The organism is Phormidium tenue FACHB-1050, from assembly GCF_014696925.1.
In the GTDB taxonomy this organism is placed as follows: Bacteria; Cyanobacteriota; Cyanobacteriia; order Pseudanabaenales; family Pseudanabaenaceae; genus Pseudanabaena.
Window position 1 is genome coordinate 32,767 of record NZ_JACJQY010000041.1, and the last position, 19,015, is coordinate 51,781.

Genomic DNA, 19,015 nt, shown 5'->3' on the forward strand with positions numbered 1-19,015 from the left:
TTATGAATCTGTTATTGAAGTTGATTGGGACAATCTTAAAGCTGGGAATCTATGCTTGTATATATTTGACACCCGTTCTAGGCGTATGGCTTGCATCTTCCCTTGCAGCATTCTCTAATCGTTCCACTTTGCTATCTGTCATCGCAGGGATATTTCTGTTTCCAGTCTTGCCTCTGCTATGGGAGCTATGGTCAAGCCACAAGCGGCGTAAATTGGGCAAGTCAGGGGAACAGACATTAACTTGGGGCGATCGCCTAACTATAAGAACTTTGGTGATTAATCTAATTGCGATCATTGCATTATTAGCATGGCAACCAAGTACTAGTTTTATAGCTCTTTCAACAAGGGGGGACTGGATGCTAGGGGGGATGCAAGGGCAACATGTAGAAGTCACGCGACAAAGCCTCTTCAAAATCGCAGGAGGTTTAGAGTGGCTTTACAACGCCTTTAACAAAAATCCCTATGAGCAATATGACGATGGTAGTAACAAGATCAAGCCAGAACCACAACCTAATCAGAAACCAGTTGACCTTAAACCTAGTAAAAATGCATGGGCATGGGATGGACAGGGTTTACATCCAGCGATCGCCAATATGCCAGCCAATGTGGAGACAAGCATTGATTCTGTTGCTAAGTACATTGTCAGTAAAGAAACTGATCCAGTTTTGCGGGTGAAAGCCTTACATGACTATGTTGCCGATCGCATTGCCTATGATGCTGAGTCATACTTTGCTGGTGTATATCCGCCACAGGATGCGGAGACAGTGTTTCGCACTCGTAAATCAGTTTGTGCGGGTTATGCACAGTTGCTAGAAGCACTAGGTAAAGCGGCGGGAGTAGAGATTGTCTATGTAGTTGGTGATGCTCGTACCCAGACTAGCGATTTAAGCGGTCAAGGTCATGCGTGGAATGGGGTTAAGGTTAATGGTCAGTGGTACTTAATCGATCCGACTTGGGATAGTGGCTATGTTAGCCGTGAGAAAGGCTTTATCAAAAACTATCGCACCGAATATCTCATGCCACCACCAGAAGTAATTGGCATTACCCATTTCCCAAAAGATCCAGCATGGCAATTACGCTCTAACCCAATTAACCAAGGTGAGTTTCTACGTCAGCCGATGATGCGTCCCAAATTTTTTGCCGATGGACTGTCATTGATTAGTCCACGGCGATCGCAAGTTGATACGAATACCAATGCCGTGATTAATCTTGCCAACCCTCAGAAACGCTGGATCTTGGCTAGTTACAGACCTAAAGGTAGTAATGATGCTCAGAATTGTGGTCAACCTGTTCAGGATAGCCAAATTTCTTGTCCGCTTCCTAGTTCTGGAAGCTATGAGGTCAGTTTATTTACTTCAACCGAGGCTGAAGGCAATTTCAGGTATGTGGGGAGGCTAGAGTTCAATAAAACTTAGCTGCACTTGCTATAGCAAGTGCATAGGAGAAAAATTATTTGTAACATAATGCGCGATCGCTACTTTACAGTCCATTTCCAATCAAGATGAAGGCTGACCAGTAAAAGGGATGAGAGAGTTGTGTCTCTTGGTTAGTTGGCACTGTTCCCACGATTCTGACACCAGCCCGATCGCTACTATTGCCTTTCTTATTACTGCGAATCATGGCGATCTGCGCTTGACGCAGTGCCTCAGATGAGGAAATGTTTTTCTGGCTGAGGTTTTTGTATAGGGCTTGCATGAGTTCGCTTGTGCCATTGTCACTGACTTTCCAGAGTGAGGCGATCGCTGCACCTGCACCACGATTTTGAATCTGATAGCCTAAGCCGAGAATCTCGATGCCATTGCCAAGTTTACCGCCGATCGCGGTTTCACAGGCACTGAGTACGACTAAGGCGACGTTGGTTAATGACCAATTTCCAATATCAGAGATAGTGGCTTTGTCTCCGTCGCCAAAGACTATAAATGAGTCTTCAGGTTTGCCGATCGCAAAGTAGCCGTGGGTGGCTAAATGGACGATGTTATTGCGCTGCATATTGGGGACGGTGGCGGCTTTGTTGAATTGTTGATCGATGAAGGTGGTGGTGTTGGGTAGTAGGGTGGCGATCGCTTCGACTTCGGTTTTGGTGGCGGGTAAGGCTCCGAAGGGAATGGAGCGATCGCCGAGTTTGATGTTTTGGCTATTGGTGGCGGCGGCGGCGAGGACTTTGGGTGGTTTGTAGGTGCGGGGTCGGAGGTTGGTGAGGGAGCTAGCGGTGATGTTGTTGATGCGATAGCGTTCGATTAGCCATTGGTTGCCGTCATGGAGGGCGGCGATAGGAATATAGCGCAGTTGTCCATCGGGGGAATAGATGATGGTTTGGATGTTTGCATCTTTTAGTTCTTTCTCAAAGGGTTTGAGCAGGTAGTTATAGAGTTTTTGTCCGTCGGCTTGGACATCGGCGGAGGAGGGATCGCGTAGGTTGCTGAGAAAGTCGGAGATGTCTTTGTTGAGGTCTTCTCGTTTGATTTTGACGGTTTTGCGGATGGGGGCGGTGTTGGCGGTGATCAGGATTAGTTCGAGGCGATCTTCGAGGATGAGTGGATAGAAGACGACGGCATTTTTGATTTCGGCAAGGCTTGCCCGTAGTCTGTTGTATTCTTCAAGATCGACGTTTTTGGCTTTTTCGAGGGTGAGTTGTTTGATTTGTTTTTGGACTTCGGGGCTATTGAGGAAGGCGTTGAATTGGGCGTTGCGATCGCTTTCTTGATTTGTTAGGTAGGCAAGTCTTTGTTCTTGTTCTTTGGTGAGGGTGTCGAGTTGTTGGAGTTTGGCGAGTTCGTTGCCGAGGGCGATGATGTTTTGTTCGGGTAGTTGATAGTCGGCTTTTTTGGCGCTGTCACCAACTTCGGCGGAGCGGAAGTAGTCGCTGAGTTCTTGGACTTTGAGGAGGTCGAGGATTTGTTGGGCTTCGAGGATGCGGTCTTGTTTGAGAAGTAAGTCGGCGAGGGCGCGATAGTCTTTTTCGATGGTGGCGAGGTAGGATTTTTGTTCTGTTTGGCTGAGTCCTGTGATATCTTTGCGAATGGTTTCGCGCACATTGACGGATTGTTTGTAAAAGAGAATCGCGAGTTCGGGTTGTTTTTGTTGAGCGAATAGATATCCTAAATTACTCAGCGTTATTCCTTCAGTGCTGCGATCGCCGATTTGCTTGAAGATGACTAAGGATTGCTGGTAGAAATCAATTGCTTTCTGGTACTGTCCGAGATTGTTGTATGCAAGACCCAGATTATTGAGAGACGTTGCTTCACCATTGCGATCGCCGATTTGCTTGAAGGTTGCTAAGGATTGCTGATAGAAATCAATCGCTTTCTGGTACTGTCCGAGATTGTTGTATGCAAGACCCAGATTATTGAGAGACCTTGCTTCACCATTGTGATCGCCGATTTGCTTGAAGGTTGCTAAGGATTGCTGAAAGAAATCAATTGCTTTTTGATACTGTCCAAGATTTATGTATGCAGCACCCAAATTATTAAATGATTGTGCCTTTCCAATGCGATCGCCAATTTGCTTTTTGATCGTTAGGGATTGTTGATAGAAATTAATAGCTCTCTGATACTGTCCGAAACTTCTATATACTTCTCCAAGATTATTGAGTAACGTAGCTTCACCATTACGATCACCGATTTGCTTTTGGATTGCTAAGGATTGTTGAAAGAAATCAATTGCTTTCTGATACTGTCCGAGATAGTTGTATGCAAATCCCAGACTACCAAGTGATACTGCTTCACCATTGCGATCGCCGATTTGCTTTCGGATTGCTAAGGATTGCTGATGTAAATCAATTGCTTTTTGATACTGTCCGAGATAGCTATAAGCTTTACCCAGATTACTAAGTGACGTTGCTTCACCATTGCGATCGCCGATTTGCTTTTGAATCGCTAAGGATTGCTGGTAGAAATCAATCGCTTTCTGGTACTGTCCGAGCTTGTTATATGCAAGACCCAGATTATTGAGAGATGTTGCTTCACCATTGCGATCGCCGATTTGCTTTTTAATTGCTAAGGATTGCTGATAGAAATCAATTGCTTTCTGGTACTGTCCGAGATAGTTGTATGCAAGTCCCAGATTATTGAGAGACGTTGCTTCACCATTGCGATCGCCGATTTGCTTTTTAATTGCTAAGGATTGCTGATAGAAATCAATTGCTTTCTGGTACTGTCCGAGATAGTTGTATGCAAGTCCCAGATTATTGAGAGACGTTGCTTCACCATTGCGATCGCCGATTTGCTTTTGAATCGCTAAGGATTGCTGGTAGAAATCAATGGCTTTCTGATACTGTCCAAGATTGTCGTATTGTAATCCCAGTCCAAGAAGTGATGTTGCTTCACCATTGCGATCTTTAATCTCGCGATAGATCCCTAGAGCCGAATCAAATACTTGAATCGCTTCTCGATAGCGACTGGTTCGATATAACTGAAGCCCTTGCTGGATTAGCCGATCTGCTTCTGCTTTGCGGTCTTTGGTTGTTTGAGCAGCAACTGACTCTAGAAAATAAATTTCAGAAAAAGGAATTGGGGTAATGGTTAAAATTAACGTTGCAAGGACAGTCAGCGATCCAAAACTAAACGATTTCAGACTCATCTTCGCGATTCTCCTCACAGGTTGCTGATTTCCAGACATATTACTAGAGATTGCCTTGCACATAATCACATCGCCTCGACCGAGTACTATCAAACTTACCAATATCTAGATATTTCGTCACCCGACCATATGCAGTTTTCAAGGCAAAGGAAAAAATTACAGTAGGTGCGAAGCATTACCGCAACCATTCACGCATATCGCCCCAATCATCAAACGGTAATGCTTCGCCCAACCCCCACAACGCAGCCAAAATTTATCAACCAGAGCGAAGAAGGGTATCGTTAAAGATGAATTTATTTGTTTTTTGCATATGCTCCCAAAGCTCAGAGAGATAAACTGACGAAACCCAGTGAGGAACATCAACGATGAAACGGATCATATCTAGCCTTTGCTTTGCAGGATGCCTCTGGACAACCGCCATCCTTCCCATCGAAATTACCAAACAAGCGATCGCACCTATCCAAGCCCAAGAAACCACCTCAACCGCCAAAAACGACAGCGAGCTTTATTACCTCTACTACGGACAAAAAATCTCCCTACGTCAGCGCGACAACGCGATCGCAGTTGCTTTTAATACCACCCAAGGAATACCACGCGGCAGTTCCTTTAGTGAAATGCTCCAGCGTGATCTGAGAGGAGGTAACACCCGCGAACTCACCCTTACTCCCCAATCCGCCAAACCTGAAATCGAAGTTAAAGCAATTGGCGATCGCTATGCCCTGATCGAATTTTCTGCGGAAACCAGTGAACAAGAACGTGAGGAAATTACTCGCAAAGCCGAAACCAGATTCTATGTTGCATCGACACTGCCTGTCCTCAATCGCAATGATGGTCAAGACAATAGCGAAGCGATCGTTCTTCCTAATGAAATTACCGTCAGCTTTGAGCCGAAACTCACCTCTAGCCAAATTCAACTGATTCTCAATCGCAACAACTTACAAATTGTGCGTCCGCTTCGGTTTACCCAAAACCGTTACATCGTGAGATCAAGAGCGGTGATGGGAACTGATATTCTCACCGCCTCCAATCAACTCAATGGCATCACAGGCGTGAAATCGGCAACACCTAACTTTGTGCAGACACTCTCCTATAAATTCCAAGAGCAACGCGCAGGCAAAATCAACTTCTCTCAAGAATCTGATGCGTCTCAGTATCTCCAAAAACTGCGATCGCGCTATGTTCTCGCCAATAACGGTACATTCTTTAGCAATCTATTACCTCTGCAATGGCATCTCAACAGCACACCCCAGCGCGGTAACTATTCATCACGCATCGATCTTCGCGCTACAGAAGCATGGAAAAACAGTAAGGGTGGGGATGGAGTTGTCGTTGCGGTCATCGATAGTCTGATCCAGTGGGATCATCCCGATTTGATTGACAATGTTTACAACACCGCAAATGCTAAAGATAAGCTTCCCAATGAAGTGATCGGTTGGGACTTCACTGGTAAGAATGGCGGCGATCCTGATACGCGCATCAGCAAAGAAGAAGTCGCGAAATTGCGGGCTGATTTCCAGAGTACCTTTCAACTGTCGAATGCCCAATTGAACAAACGTTACGAACTATGGGCACGGATGCTCAAATCAAGGAATCCTAAAAGTTCTGAGGCGGCGATCGCCACGATCATTCGCAACTATATTCGTGGTGATATCGCTTCCGAGTTTCATGGCACATGGTCGGCGGGAGTCATTGCTGCCCACTCTAAAAACGGTGAAGGCGTTTTTGGCGTTGCACCCAAGGCTAAGATTTTACCAGTGCGGGTATTTGGCTTAAATGGCGAGATTTCTAACACTAATCTGGTTGAGGCAGTTGGCTATGCCAGCGATCGCGGCGCACAGGTGATCAACATGAGCCTTGGTGGTCTGCTTCCCGATCAGGAACTCACCGACCAAATCTTCCAAATCCTAGACAACAACCCTAACTTGGTGATTGTTGCCTCCGCAGGTAATGAGAGCCTTGATGGTGTCGGTTTCCCTTCCGCGATTCCAGGGGTTTTGTCTGTCGGCTCCACAAATATTAGTGGCAATCGTTCTTTTTACAGTAGTTTTGGTGGTCGTTTGGATGTGGTTGCTCCTGGTGGTGAAACCAATCAAAATGCATTAGGTGGTATTCTCACCACTGGCGGTACATGGGTTTCGGGCTTTTGGGAAAAGGCGGATGCTCCAAAATACACATGGGAACCTGCACTCGATCCTTTGGGTAAATATGTGCGCGTACAGGGAACTTCTTTTTCTGCGCCCAATGTAGCGGGAGTAGTGGCGCTGATGCGTGGTGAGAATGCAAATATTAATCGCGAAAATCTGATTGCAATTCTCAAGCGCACTTCTAGTTATGAAGGTTTGGAAATCTCTTCATCTGATGCGAATAAGTACCGTTTGCAAGCTGCGATCGGCTTTAGTACGGTGAAAGACTTTCCCTTTGTGCGTCCGTCAGGGATTTACACCGCACCCACACCGATTTCGGCGAAGCAGTATTACTTTGGCAGTGGGTTAGTCAATGCCGAGGCAGCAGTCAAAGCTGTCCAGTAAAAGAAGAAGGCGGCGCATCGCGCCGCCTTTTTCTCTTTGGAGTTTGATCCAAGTATTACTGTCTACGTTTTGATTTTTCAAGCCCCCTAAATCCCCCAATTCTGGGGGACTTTGAAAGAATTTTATTTTCTTGTTCCCCCAGAATTGGGGGCTAGGGGGCGAATTTACAATCCATTGCCAATCAAGATAAATGCTGACCAGTAGTAGGGATGAGATAATTTTCCATCTGGGTTATTGGGTAATGTACCGACAATCTTAATACCAGCAGCGCGATCGCTACCCTCCACCCTCTTGTCACTCTTGATCATCGCAATCTGAGCCTGTCGTAAAGCCTCTGATGTTGATATATTGCCCTGCTTAATTTGCGAATAAAAAGCTTGCATCAACAATTGTGTACCACCATCTGATACTTCCCAAAGAGAAGCGATCGATGCTTTTGCTCCTGCTCTTTGGACTTGATAGCCAAAGCCAAGTATTTCGGCTCCATTGGCAGAAGTACCTAATCCTGTTTGACAAGCACTAAGTACAAACAAATTTACATCCTTTAAATTCCATTCGCTAATGTCAAATATCGTTGCCTTGCTACCATCACCAAACAATACATAGGAATCAAGAGGACTACCCGATCTAAAACTAGCATGAGTGGCAAGATGAATAATGGAATTACCAACCGCTTTATCTTTACTGGCTTGGGCTGTGAAATCTTTTTCAGTAATCTTGGTGGTATTAGCAAATGTGGTTTGAATACTATCGACTTCGGGAATGGTGGCGGGTAGTTGACTAAAGCCAGATACGAGTCTTTGATTGCTATTGCCATAGGCTCCTGCAAAGATGCTGGGATTAGTTTGAGCTTTGCGATTCTGGTCAAAGAGGCTATAGGCGATGAGGTTATTAATGCGGTATTTCTCGATTAGATATTGTTTGCCATCATAGAGGGCGGCGAGGGGAATATAGCGTAGCAATCCATCGGGAGCATAGAGAATAGTCGTGGCGTTGGACTGTTGGAGTTCAGCTTCGATAGGTTTGATGATGAGGTCGTATAGTTTTTTGCTTGAGATTTTAATGTTTTCAGAACCATTGCCTTGCAGATCGCGGCGAAAGTCAGTTACTAGTTGTTGGAGTTCTTCCTTTTTAATGGGAAAGGTGCGATTGATGGGTAGGGTGTTGGGCGAGTAGATGATTAGTTCGAGGCGGTCTTCAAGAATAAAGGGATAAATTAGGACTGCGCCTTGGGGGATGTTTTGGAAGTATGGAGGAACTTTGTTGATTTCAGATTTTGGCAGTTGTTGAAGCTGACTGGCGAGTTGTTGATTGAGTTCAGGGATTTTGTCTAAACTGAGTGATGATAGCTGGTCGCTAATTGCTTTTTCTGGTGCTAATAGTTCAATTCCTTTTTCAGTTGTGTTATTCCCTTTCACATTTTTGAGATAGTCATCAAGTTCTTGAATTTTAAGGAGGTCGAGGACTTGTAAGGCTTCGGTAACTCGTCCTTGTTTGAGTAAGAGATTAGCTAAATCTCGGTAAGTATTAACAACAGTGCGCGTAAAAGATTGTTGTTCTTCTTTACTAAGTTTTTTGATGTCTTTACGAATAGATTCTTTTACTTTAACTGATTTTTTGAAGAAAAGAATAGCCAATTCTATCTGTGATTGAGAATTTAAGGTATAGCCAATATTGTTGAGCGTTATTCCTACGCCAGCGAGATCGCCAGTTTTCTCTAAAATCAAGAGAGAGTTTTGATAATATTCTAGAGCTTTAAGATATTGTTCAAGCTTATTGTAAACCAAGCCGACATTACTAAAGACTATCCCTTCTCCAGATAGATCTCCAATCTCTTTGCTAATCGAAAGTGATTTCTGGTAATAATCGAGGGCTTTTATATACTGTCCAAGATTTTGGTAAACGCCACCAATATTACTGAGAGATGTTCCTTCTCCAGAGCGATTACCAATTTCTTTATTAATCGCAAGTGCTTGCTGGTAATACTCTAGAGTTTCTGAATATTGTCCGAGTTTATAGTAAACGCCACCGATATTGTTGAGAGATGTTCCTTCTCCAGAGCGATCGCCAATTTCTTTATTAATCGTAAGGGCTTGCTGGATATAGTTTAAAGCTTGAGAATACTGTCCGAGGAAGATATAAATCACCCCTATATTGTTAAGAGTTGAACCTTCACCAGAACGATTACCAATTTCTTTTCTAATTACAAGAGATTGCTGATAATACTCTAGGGCTTTAACATATTGTCCAATGCTACCGTAAATCGCTCCGATACTGTTAAGAGTTCTACCTTCTCCAGAACGATCTCCAATTCTTTTAATGATTTCAAGAGATTGCTGGATATAATTTAAGGCTTGGGTATACTGTCCGAGATAGAAATAAATCTCGCCTATACCAACTAAGGATGTCCCTTCTCCAGAGCGGTCGCCAATTTCTTTTTTGATTGTTAGGGCTTGCTTGGAATACTCTAGGGCTTTAGGATAATTTCCAAGGTCTTTGTAAACTCCACTAATATTGCCGAGAATCGTTCCTTCTCCATAGCTGTCACCAATTTCTTTTGCGATCGCTAGCGCTTGTTGGTAATACTCTAGAGCTTCAGGATACTTTCCAAAGTCTTTGTAAACACTACCAATATTATTGAGAGATGCTGTTTCTTTAGAACGATCACCTATTTCTTTTACAATCGCCAGCGCTTGCTGATAATATTCTAGAGATTTGGGATACTTTCCAAGATTGTTATAAACAATACCAATATTGCTGAGTGTAGAACCTTCTCCAGAGCGATCTCCAATTTGTTTTTTGATAGCTAAGGCTTGTTGGTAATACTCTAGAGCCTTAGGATATTGTCCTAGATTGGAATAAACTAAGCCAATACCAAGTAGAGTCGATCCTTCTCCAGAACGATTGTCAACTTCTTTCATAATCGCAAGGGCTTGCTGGTAATACTCTAGAGCCTTGGGATATTGTCCAAGTTTATCGTAAACTGCTCCAATATTGGTGAGAGTAGCTCCTTCTCCCTTACGATCACCAACTTCTTTGCTGATCGTAATGGCTTGCTGGTAATACTCTAGAGCTTTAGGATACTTTCCTAGATTGGAGTAAACTAAGCCAATGCCAGTTAGGGTGCTTCCTTCTCCCTTACGATCACCAACTTCTTTGCTGATCGTAAGGGATTGTTGGTAATACTCTAGAGCATTGGGATACTTCCCAAGATTGTCGTAAATCCAGCCTATATTGTGGAGAGTTATCCCTTCTCCCGAACGATTGCCTACTTCTTTTCTGAAAGCTAAGAGTTGCTGATAATACTCTAGAGCTTTGACATATTGTCCAAGCTTTTTGTAAACTACCCCAATATTATTAATGATTGTTCCTTCTTCAGAGCGCTTGCCAACTTGTTTTTTAATAGCTAAGGCTCTCTGATAATACTCTAGGGCTTTGACATACTGTCCGAGATCTTCGTAAATTCCACCGATATTGTTGAGGGCTGTTCCTTCACTAGAGCGATCTTTAATCTCTATATAAATATCTAGAACTTGCCCGAATTTTACCAAAGCATCTTTTAATTGACCTTTGTTTAATAACTGAATTCCCAACTCGTTTAACTTATATGCTTCGACTTTCCGATCTCTTTCTGTTTGTGCCCAGCCAACCTCACAAAATATCATCTGCACAGGCAAACAACCCAACACCAAAGCAATTACCACCGATCCCAACTGATTACGCATAGCTGTAAACATCCATTTACTTACAAAATTTCGCTATCAAAAATATAGTTCTCATAGGGGCAAAGCATTCCCACAGATATTTATCCGTTTAGCCAAAATCATTAAATGGGAATGCTTTGCCCAAACCTCTCAGTATAGCGATCGCCTGTTAATTGCGAAGAGGGCTTTGCATTTGCAGATCGATATTGTGGTAGTGAGTTTAGGCATAGTAGCGCAAATGTAAAGCCCTTAAGAACATATGTCCTAAACTTAAATAATTTGGTGAAAGTAGAGGATGCACAGATCTCCGACTTTTGTTGTAAATTTACAAATCCCTTATGATGGAATAGGAAAAAGTCGGAGATCTCAACTTTTTTCTATTCCACCCGAATCGTCACCGATAGAGCTGCCAACGTATTCATATCCATCGTGCTGACATCTCTCCTTTTGATATTAATACCCGCAGTTCGCGTTGCATTCGTCAGATCGCCCAGCAAACCATTAATCATGTCCTCTGGATCATCTACTGTTCTTGCTACACCGCGCTCTCCTCGGATTTTATTCAAACCCTTGAGAGCATTACGCAATGGCTGCACACTTGCCAACACCAGAATATCAAACGTATTCGATGAACCATACACCTCAAAATCAAATTTATCGCGACCTGCTCTAGGCACTTGCAAAGTATCACCTGACTTCAGTAAAGCAGCATCTTCAGCCGCACTATAATCTAATGGATATAACAGCATCAAATCACCACTAGAACTGATCGCTAAAACACCCACATAGAGATCCTGTCTTTCGCTGTTTTTGATGCTGACTTGCAGATTTGTACCAGGTTTGACCTTTTGCGAGAAGTCGATCGCTTTCGTAGCAATCGTATTGCTACTGCGACTTGTCCCCGCTCTCCCAAACGGTTGTCCTGCCCGACCAACGGGATGAATGTTCACTTGGACATTCAACTTCGACGATCGCGGATTTAGTAGAGACTGCAACACCTTACTGGCTAGCAAAAGTTTAAACTTTGATTTTAAACGCCCGATCGCCACTTCAGGAGATTCACCCGCAATACCAAAGGAGTCGTCGATTGCCCGTTCTTTGGATGGAGAGAATAAACCGATGCTAGCTAATGCAGGGACATTAGTAAGCGATCGCTGTAATCTGGGGCGATCGCTTTCTTCCACTTTACCGAGAATGAAGTCAACTTCACCTGTTCCCAATTCCACAGTTTTAATCCGATTAATTCCTTGCAATGCTTTCTGAATATTCGCCACATTACCCAGTGAAGGATCGATACCAATATTCAAGCTCAAATCGTTGGGAATACCACGCACTTCTTCCCGCAAGAGCGCTCCCTCTTTGATGGCGCTAGTATCTCCATCGATAAAAGTTCCTTTAGCCGTTAATCCATTTCGCTCATCTAGGCGTAATGTTGCCAAGGATTTTCCATCCTTCTTATCGACGATCGCAAAGATACTATCTTTACCAAGAGCATTATTTGCATCAATGCCGCCCATCCAGAAAGTAGCTTGTTTACCTTCTACTTTGATGATCGCCGCTTCAGCGGATGGTACTGCCGATGGCAGATTATAAAACAGCGCTTTATTATCAGTATCTCCTGCCTTACAGGTAGCTTTGCACTCCACCTCTGGATCTTGGTCATGGTCACGAGTAGTCCGCAAGGAAATATCAGCGATCGCACTGGTGAGATAGGTATCGCCTGTTTGCTGCCAGAGATATTTGGTCATGTAGTAGGTAAAGGCTCCTGCACTAAACCCAGAAAAACTAGCATCAATGGCGAATTGGCTACGGTTAGCGGAGGCGATGACTGTACCTTTGGCGATCGCCAGACGGCGAAGTTTAAATTCTTCGGATGACAGGCGCAATTTGCCTAGCCATTGCTTTTGATATTCCAGTTCCATTTGACTAGGAATATCATTGGAACCAGTAATATTAGTCCGAGTGATGGCTCTAATCCGTGAGTTGCCGCGCTTGCCGCCGCCTGAGTGACAGCTATCGAGTACGGCGGTGAAATTATCAGTCTTGATCGCTGACATTAACAGGAATAGAGTACGTCCCATGATGTCTGACACTTCAAAATTGTTGCCAACTTGCTTGACGGTGCGATCGATAGGTACAAAGGTGCTATTTAATCCATCGGCGGTATCGAGGTCTTTTACCCGTGAGCCATGTCCTGAATAATGGAAAACGACGACATCGCCTGCTTTCGCTTGCTTGATTAAGTGTTCTTCAAAGGATTGGAGGATACCTTCGCGAGTGGGTTTGATCGCAGTATTATCATTGACGATGAGGATGTCTTTAGGATTGAAGCCAAAGCGATGGACAAGGAGTTGATATTGCAGTTCGGTGTCGGTGACACAGCCATATAGAGGCGCATCGGGATAGGCATTAGCTCCAATCAGGAGGGCAAGTTTGCGGGGTGTGTTTTGGGCAAGGACTTTGCCATAGCGATCGCCCATGTTCAGTAGGTCAAATTGGCTCATACCCATCGCGGCGATCGCTGATCCACCAAATTGCAAAAACTGACGACGTTTGATCTGTGTCATGACTGATGCTCCTTAACTGTTTTGATGTTGCTCAATCGATCTATAGCTTTCAGCTTATCCGAGGATATGCATTTTGCAAGAAATATAGGTTTTCTTTTTAAATCTATGTTGTGACTAAGCCCCCTAAATCTCCCAATTCTGGGGAAACAAGAAAATAAGAATCTTTCAAAGTCCCCCAGAATTGGGGGCTAGGGGGCGATTAATTTAGACTTTAACTTTACAAACCATTCCCGATCGCAAAAAATGCCGACCAATAATATGGATGGGATAATGTCGAGGAATTTGGCACTGTTCCCACGATTCTAACGCCAGCGCGATCGCTACTATCTGTTCCCTTTTTATCGCTATTAATCATCGCAATCTGCGCCCTTCGCAAAGCTTCAACAACAGAGACATCGCCTTTTTTGAGTTCGTCATAAAATGCTTCCATTAGTGCTTGCGTACCAGCATCATCGACTTTCCAGAGAGAGGCGATCGCAACTCTGGCTCCAGCGGCTTGCATTTGATAGCCTAAGCCAAGAATCTCAACTCCCGATCCTAACTTGGCTCCTAGTCCCGACTGACAGGCACTCAAAACGACTAAATCGACATTGGTTAATGACCATCTGCGAATATCGGAGATGGTCGCTTTTTCGCCATCGCCAAAGATGATGAAGGAATCTTTGGGGTCACCAGTGGAGAGTTGTCCGTGGGTAGCCAGATGGAGAATGGTGTAGGAATTAGAGTTAGTGGTGGTTAATTCCTTAGTAAAGGCAGTTTCGATAAGGGTGGTGGTATTGGGAAAGCGATCTCGTATTTTCTTGACTTCGGTGATCGTGGCGGGTAATCCTGAGAAGCCTTGTTTATTGACGTTGCCAAAGGCTCCTGCAAAGATCTTGGGTGTAGAAATAGGCGGTTTATTAAACTTCGTCAGGGATGCGGCGGTGATGTTGTTGACGCGATATTTTTCGATGAGCCATTGTTTGCCATCATGGAGGGCTGCGAGGGGAATATAGCGTAATTGTCCATCGGGAGCATAGATGATTGTGTCGATTTTTAGTTCGGCTAGTTCTGTTTCAAAGGGTTTGATTAGCCATGTATACATTTGCTGTGCAGGTTTTTTGACATCTTCTGAACCTGAGTCTCTGAGTCCTGCGAGAAAATCAGTAATTTCTTGATTGAGTTTTTCTCGTTTGATGTTGATGGTGCGACGGATCGGTGTGGTTTTGGCGGTAACTAGAATTAATTCGAGGCGATCGTCAAGGATGAGGGGATAGAGGAGAACAGCATTGGGATATTTGCTGAGAATATCGGTGCGAAGGTTTTGAAAGTTGTTGGTAATATCAACGTTTTGTTGTCTTTCCTTGAGGCGCAGTTCTTCGACTAGGGTTTGGACGGGATCGCTATCGAGAAAGGCGATGAATTGATTTTGTTGCTCTTGCTCATATTTGACGAGTTTGTTTAGCCGTTCTTGTTCGGCGGCGGTAATGTTATTAGCGAGTTTGCGTTTTTGTAGTTCGTCGAGTTCAAGGGCAAGGGCGATGAAGGTTTTTTCTTGATTTCGCAGTTCTGTTCCTTGTTCGGTTTGGCTGCTGCGGGTGGGGGTACGGAGGTATTCGTTGAGTTCTTCGACTTTGAGGAGGTCGAGGACTTGTTGGGCTTCGAGGATGCGGTCTTGTTTGAGTAGCAGGTCGGCGAGGTTACGATAGGTTTTCTCGACGGTGGCTAAATAGGACTTTTGGATGTCTTTATCGAGTTTACTGATGTCTTTACGGATCGCTTCGCGGATGTTGATTGATTGTTTGTAAAAGAGAATAGCTAGTTCGGGGCGTTTGAGTTTGACAAATAATTCGCCTATGTTGTTGAGAGTTTTTCCTTGATTACTACGATCGCCTATTTTGTTGAAAATAGCTAATGCTTGCTGGTAAAAGTTTAAGGCAGTTGAGAATTTACCGAGTTTTTGATGAGCAATGCCAAGACTATCGAGGGTATTGCTTTCACCTGATTGATCTCCTAATTGCTGAAATAGAACTAAAGCTTGCTGAAGAAATGGAATTGCTTTTATTGGTTGAGTTTGAGAATATAGATAGCCAAGATTATTGAGAGTAATTGCTTCGCCTGGTTGATCTTTGATGTCACGGCGTATAGATAATGATCTTTGATAATATTCTATAGCTTTTTGATTTTGATTAAGGATGGAATAAATATAACCAATGTTATGTAAGGTTTGACCTTCACCAATGCGATCGCCTATTTCTTTTCTAACAACAAGTGACTTTTGATAAAGCTCGATCGCTAGATTATATTTACCGAGATTAGATTGCACTAAGCCAATATTATTGAGAACGGCGGCAATGCCTTGACGGTGATTCTGTTGTTCAAAAATGGTGAGTGCTTGTTGATGTGAGGCGATCGCTTCAGGATATTTGCCGAGGGCATCGTAAATGGCTCCAATATTACTGAGGGTACGTCCTTCTCCAACTCTATCATTTACCTCTCTACGAATGGCTAAAGCTTGTTGGAATGTTTGTAATGCTTCTAGAAAACTTCCTTTTAGTTGGTAGGTTCCACCGATATCGTTGAGAATACTTGCTTCACCTGTGCGATCGCCCATTTCTTTTGTTAAGATAATTGCTTGCTGCAAATACTTAATCGCATCTTCATACTTTCCTAGTTTATTGTAAGTTACTCCAATCTTTTGAAGAACTGCTTTTTCAGACAATCGGTTCTTTTGTTCTTTAAAAATTTGTAAGGCATCTTGATAGAGTTTTAGAGCTTCTTGATATTGTCTGTTGCGATATTTTTGCAAGCCTTCTCTAAGGAGAGATTCAGCAGTAGCTTTTTGAGTCACAACAAGTTTTATCCTTGTTTGATCAGTCAAATTCTGAGCCAATACTGATTGACAGAGCGCAAGCAGGAAAATTGTTGTAGCTATTCTTATAAGCATTTGAGGTTACTTTTTTTGCTCTTGAGTAGTAGAATCTGATTTACTCTCTGTGGAAGGAGAAGGAAGTAGCTTATCCAGATCGTCTTCATCAGATATTATGGAAACACTACCACTACCACCTCCATAGCCTCCACCAAGCCATTCCGTCCCTGATACATAATCAGCTTGCTTATAGAAGTTCATGGCTTTTTGGCGATCGCCTCTACTTGCATAAAAGTTCCCAATATCTATCAAGAATCCTGGATAAAAGAAGAAGCTTGGTCTATAAGAATCTCTTTCTTCTTTTTTTACTAAGTTCGCTCTTATTTCACCAAATTTCAATAGATCTTCATAAGCAATTAGAGCATTAGCTTCATCGCCAAGCCGCACATAAGTTCTAGCTATCTTATGTTTGATCAGAAATACATTTCTCAGAAAACTATGCTTATCATTTTCATCTTTAGGGGGCTTAACTTGCGAATAATAGTCAATGGCTTTTTGATAGTACATCATAGCAACTTTGTAGTTACCAACTTCTGAATATGCATCGCCTGTATCTTCATAGGCACTTCCCATATCTACATCTAAGTGTAAAGAAACAGTTCCTGTTTTTTCATCAATCAAGGAATCACGAAGTAACTTCTGAGTATAAAGAACCTTTTCTAATAGTTGATTGGAACCCTTAGCTGCTGCTATTACAGTAAATTCTTTAAGATCTTCAAATACACCTAAATATCCCATTTTTTTGCCTTGTTTTAATCCATTGATTATTAAATCAAGTGTTTTTTCATAATAAACAAGTGCTTCATTTAGATAAATCAAAGCTTCTGCTTCATTCCCCATGAGTTTATGTGCGAGCCCCATTTTTAAGAGCAGTATGCTCGTTCTCGGTTCTCTTTCTGAGCTAATTTTACGGAGTTTTAGAATTCCTTTCTTATAGAACTCAATTGCTCTGGGATATAGCTTTTTGTAAACATAAGCATCACCTATACTCCCATACCCTGATGTTGTGCAGAAATAATCTTCTGCACAAAAATTCTTATGTTCAAATAGATACTCTACTCTTGCCTCTATGTCATCTGAGTTAGAATCTCGTTTAATTAAGTATTCATATACAGGCATATCCCCTGGAATTAAACGATTTTTGACAATATTTTCAAGACTCATACGATGAGACATTATTTCAAACTCAAATTTGATATCACCAGATGCTCTTGCTAATTTTAGTGCTTGCCGCAAAGTATTAATAGCTCTGCTATGGCGATATCTCCGAGCATCTAGATAAGCAAGGCTAACTAATGTTTTTACTTCACCCTTGAGATCTCCAAGACCTTTATAGATTGCCAAAATTTGTCGATTGATTTTTTCATGCTCCACAAGTGTGAGCCTACCCCTATAGTCTATTAGCCTTAATAGCTTATCCAACTCTTGTTCTCTCATCTTTCGGTAAGTAGATTTTTTAGCCGTTGTCTCCTCTGCCAACACAATGTTGGCAGGGTACATAGAGATTGCTAACTCAACTACCATAAACCACAGCACTAGCCCTAAACTCCTACCCATCATCTACTTTTTCTCCGTCTGATTAGTTGTTTCTGGCTTCCGTTCTTTGGAAGTATCAGCAAGTAACTTACCAAGGTCATCTTCATCAGAAAGAATGGAAGCCGTCGGAGTACCACCACCCCATCCACCACGAGCAGCATGAGATTTGTTTAATATGGTTTGAGCTTTATTATAAAAAGCTATAGCTTTATCAACTTCACCGATCTGCTTGTAAAGGTTGCCAATCTCTACTAACAGTCCTACGCTATCAGAAGAAGATAAAGTATGAGGTTGTCTCCCGATGATTCTGTATAATTTTTCCCTATGTTCTCTCCAACGTGATTCGTTAGCAATGACATGCTGGCTTGTTTGTTCAAAAACTATCAAGTAACTCTCATAAGCTAGCAAATAATATTTTAAACTTGTGGACACATCCCCAATACCTGCATAAGCCCTAGCCAACTTACGATAAATTTCTATGCGCCACCTATTATCGATTTGTTTTCGTGATAACCTTGACTCAGTTTCCCTTTTGATCGCTTGTTCATAATATTGAATAGCCATCTTGTAATTTGCAACAACACTGTAGGCATCACCTATACGTCCACCATAACCGTGGTTTTCTGCTATCCGAGCTTTAATAGCCCGTTGTATCAACTCTTCTGAATTTTTTGCTATTGCAAGTACCGTAAGGTTTTCCAATCTATCATCAGTATAAATTTTCCCCTTTGTCAAAAACTCAGCAGTTGATAAATTGTTGTATTCTCTATCAACGCCAAGTCTGGAATAATAGTCCAACGCATTATTGAGAGCATCATCAGCCTGAGATTGATTTCCCATACTCTTATATAACAAAGCTGTTTTAAGGTAAAGTTGAGCTATGGTTTCATAAACATCATTTTTGTATTGAACTTGCTCTCTATCTAATAAATCAGAAGCTCTCTTTATGCTTTTAGTATAGGATTCTATGGCTTTGATATAAGCTTTTCTGGATGAATAGCTGTCACCAATATTCTGAATGGTATAGGTGTAATATCTGCGGTCTGGTACTGCAATGCCACTTAGTTTGAGTTGGATAAGTTTCTCATCCAAGGTAATTGCTCAACCTATAGCAAACAATGATTTGAGAGGATTCAAAGCGATAAGAATGGACTCAAAAGCGGAAAAGCCTTTTCTTTTTCCAGTATTGACAAT

General features: G+C 42.7%; 8 protein-coding genes. 2 read left to right on the top strand and 6 right to left on the bottom strand.

The genetic code is table 11. The annotated features are described in order from the left end of the window. Positions 1–2 precede the first annotated feature (2 nt). The gene (locus H6G05_RS19785) at positions 3–1,415 is read left to right on the top strand and encodes a transglutaminase domain-containing protein (RefSeq protein ID WP_190580691.1); all 1,413 of its coding nucleotides are present in this window, start codon (positions 3–5) and stop codon (positions 1,413–1,415) included. 64 nt (positions 1,416–1,479) lie between these two features. Here the strand turns inward: H6G05_RS19785 and H6G05_RS19790 are convergent, their stop codons facing one another. After that, the gene (locus tag H6G05_RS19790; protein WP_190580693.1) at positions 1,480–4,578 is read right to left on the bottom strand and encodes a CHAT domain-containing protein; all 3,099 of its coding nucleotides are present in this window, start codon (positions 4,576–4,578) and stop codon (positions 1,480–1,482) included. 365 nt (positions 4,579–4,943) lie between these two features. Between H6G05_RS19790 and H6G05_RS19795 the strand changes: the two genes are divergently transcribed. Continuing rightward, on the top strand, positions 4,944–7,106 hold the full coding sequence (locus tag H6G05_RS19795) for a S8 family peptidase (RefSeq protein WP_190580695.1): 2,163 nt from the start codon (positions 4,944–4,946) through the stop codon (positions 7,104–7,106). Between the two features lie 164 nt (positions 7,107–7,270). Here H6G05_RS19795 and H6G05_RS19800 read toward each other — a convergent pair whose 3' ends face one another. The 5 genes from H6G05_RS19800 to H6G05_RS19820 form a co-directional block, all read right to left on the bottom strand. Further along, positions 7,271–10,843 (bottom strand): CHAT domain-containing protein, encoded by a 3,573-nt coding sequence (locus tag H6G05_RS19800; RefSeq protein WP_190580697.1) that lies wholly within the window; start codon positions 10,841–10,843, stop codon positions 7,271–7,273. 344 nt (positions 10,844–11,187) lie between these two features. Next, on the bottom strand, positions 11,188–13,377 hold the full coding sequence (locus H6G05_RS19805; RefSeq protein WP_190580699.1) for a caspase family protein: 2,190 nt from the start codon (positions 13,375–13,377) through the stop codon (positions 11,188–11,190). 217 nt (positions 13,378–13,594) lie between these two features. Then, positions 13,595–16,207 (bottom strand): CHAT domain-containing protein, encoded by a 2,613-nt coding sequence (locus H6G05_RS19810; protein WP_190580701.1) that lies wholly within the window; start codon positions 16,205–16,207, stop codon positions 13,595–13,597. A gap of 102 nt (positions 16,208–16,309) precedes the next feature. After that, complete coding sequence (locus H6G05_RS19815) at positions 16,310–17,809, bottom strand: tetratricopeptide repeat protein (protein ID WP_190580704.1); 1,500 nt, start codon at positions 17,807–17,809, stop codon at positions 16,310–16,312. A 36-nt stretch (positions 17,810–17,845) separates the two neighbouring features. Beyond that, the gene (locus H6G05_RS19820) at positions 17,846–18,913 is read right to left on the bottom strand and encodes a tetratricopeptide repeat protein (protein WP_190580706.1); all 1,068 of its coding nucleotides are present in this window, start codon (positions 18,911–18,913) and stop codon (positions 17,846–17,848) included. Positions 18,914–19,015 lie beyond the last annotated feature (102 nt).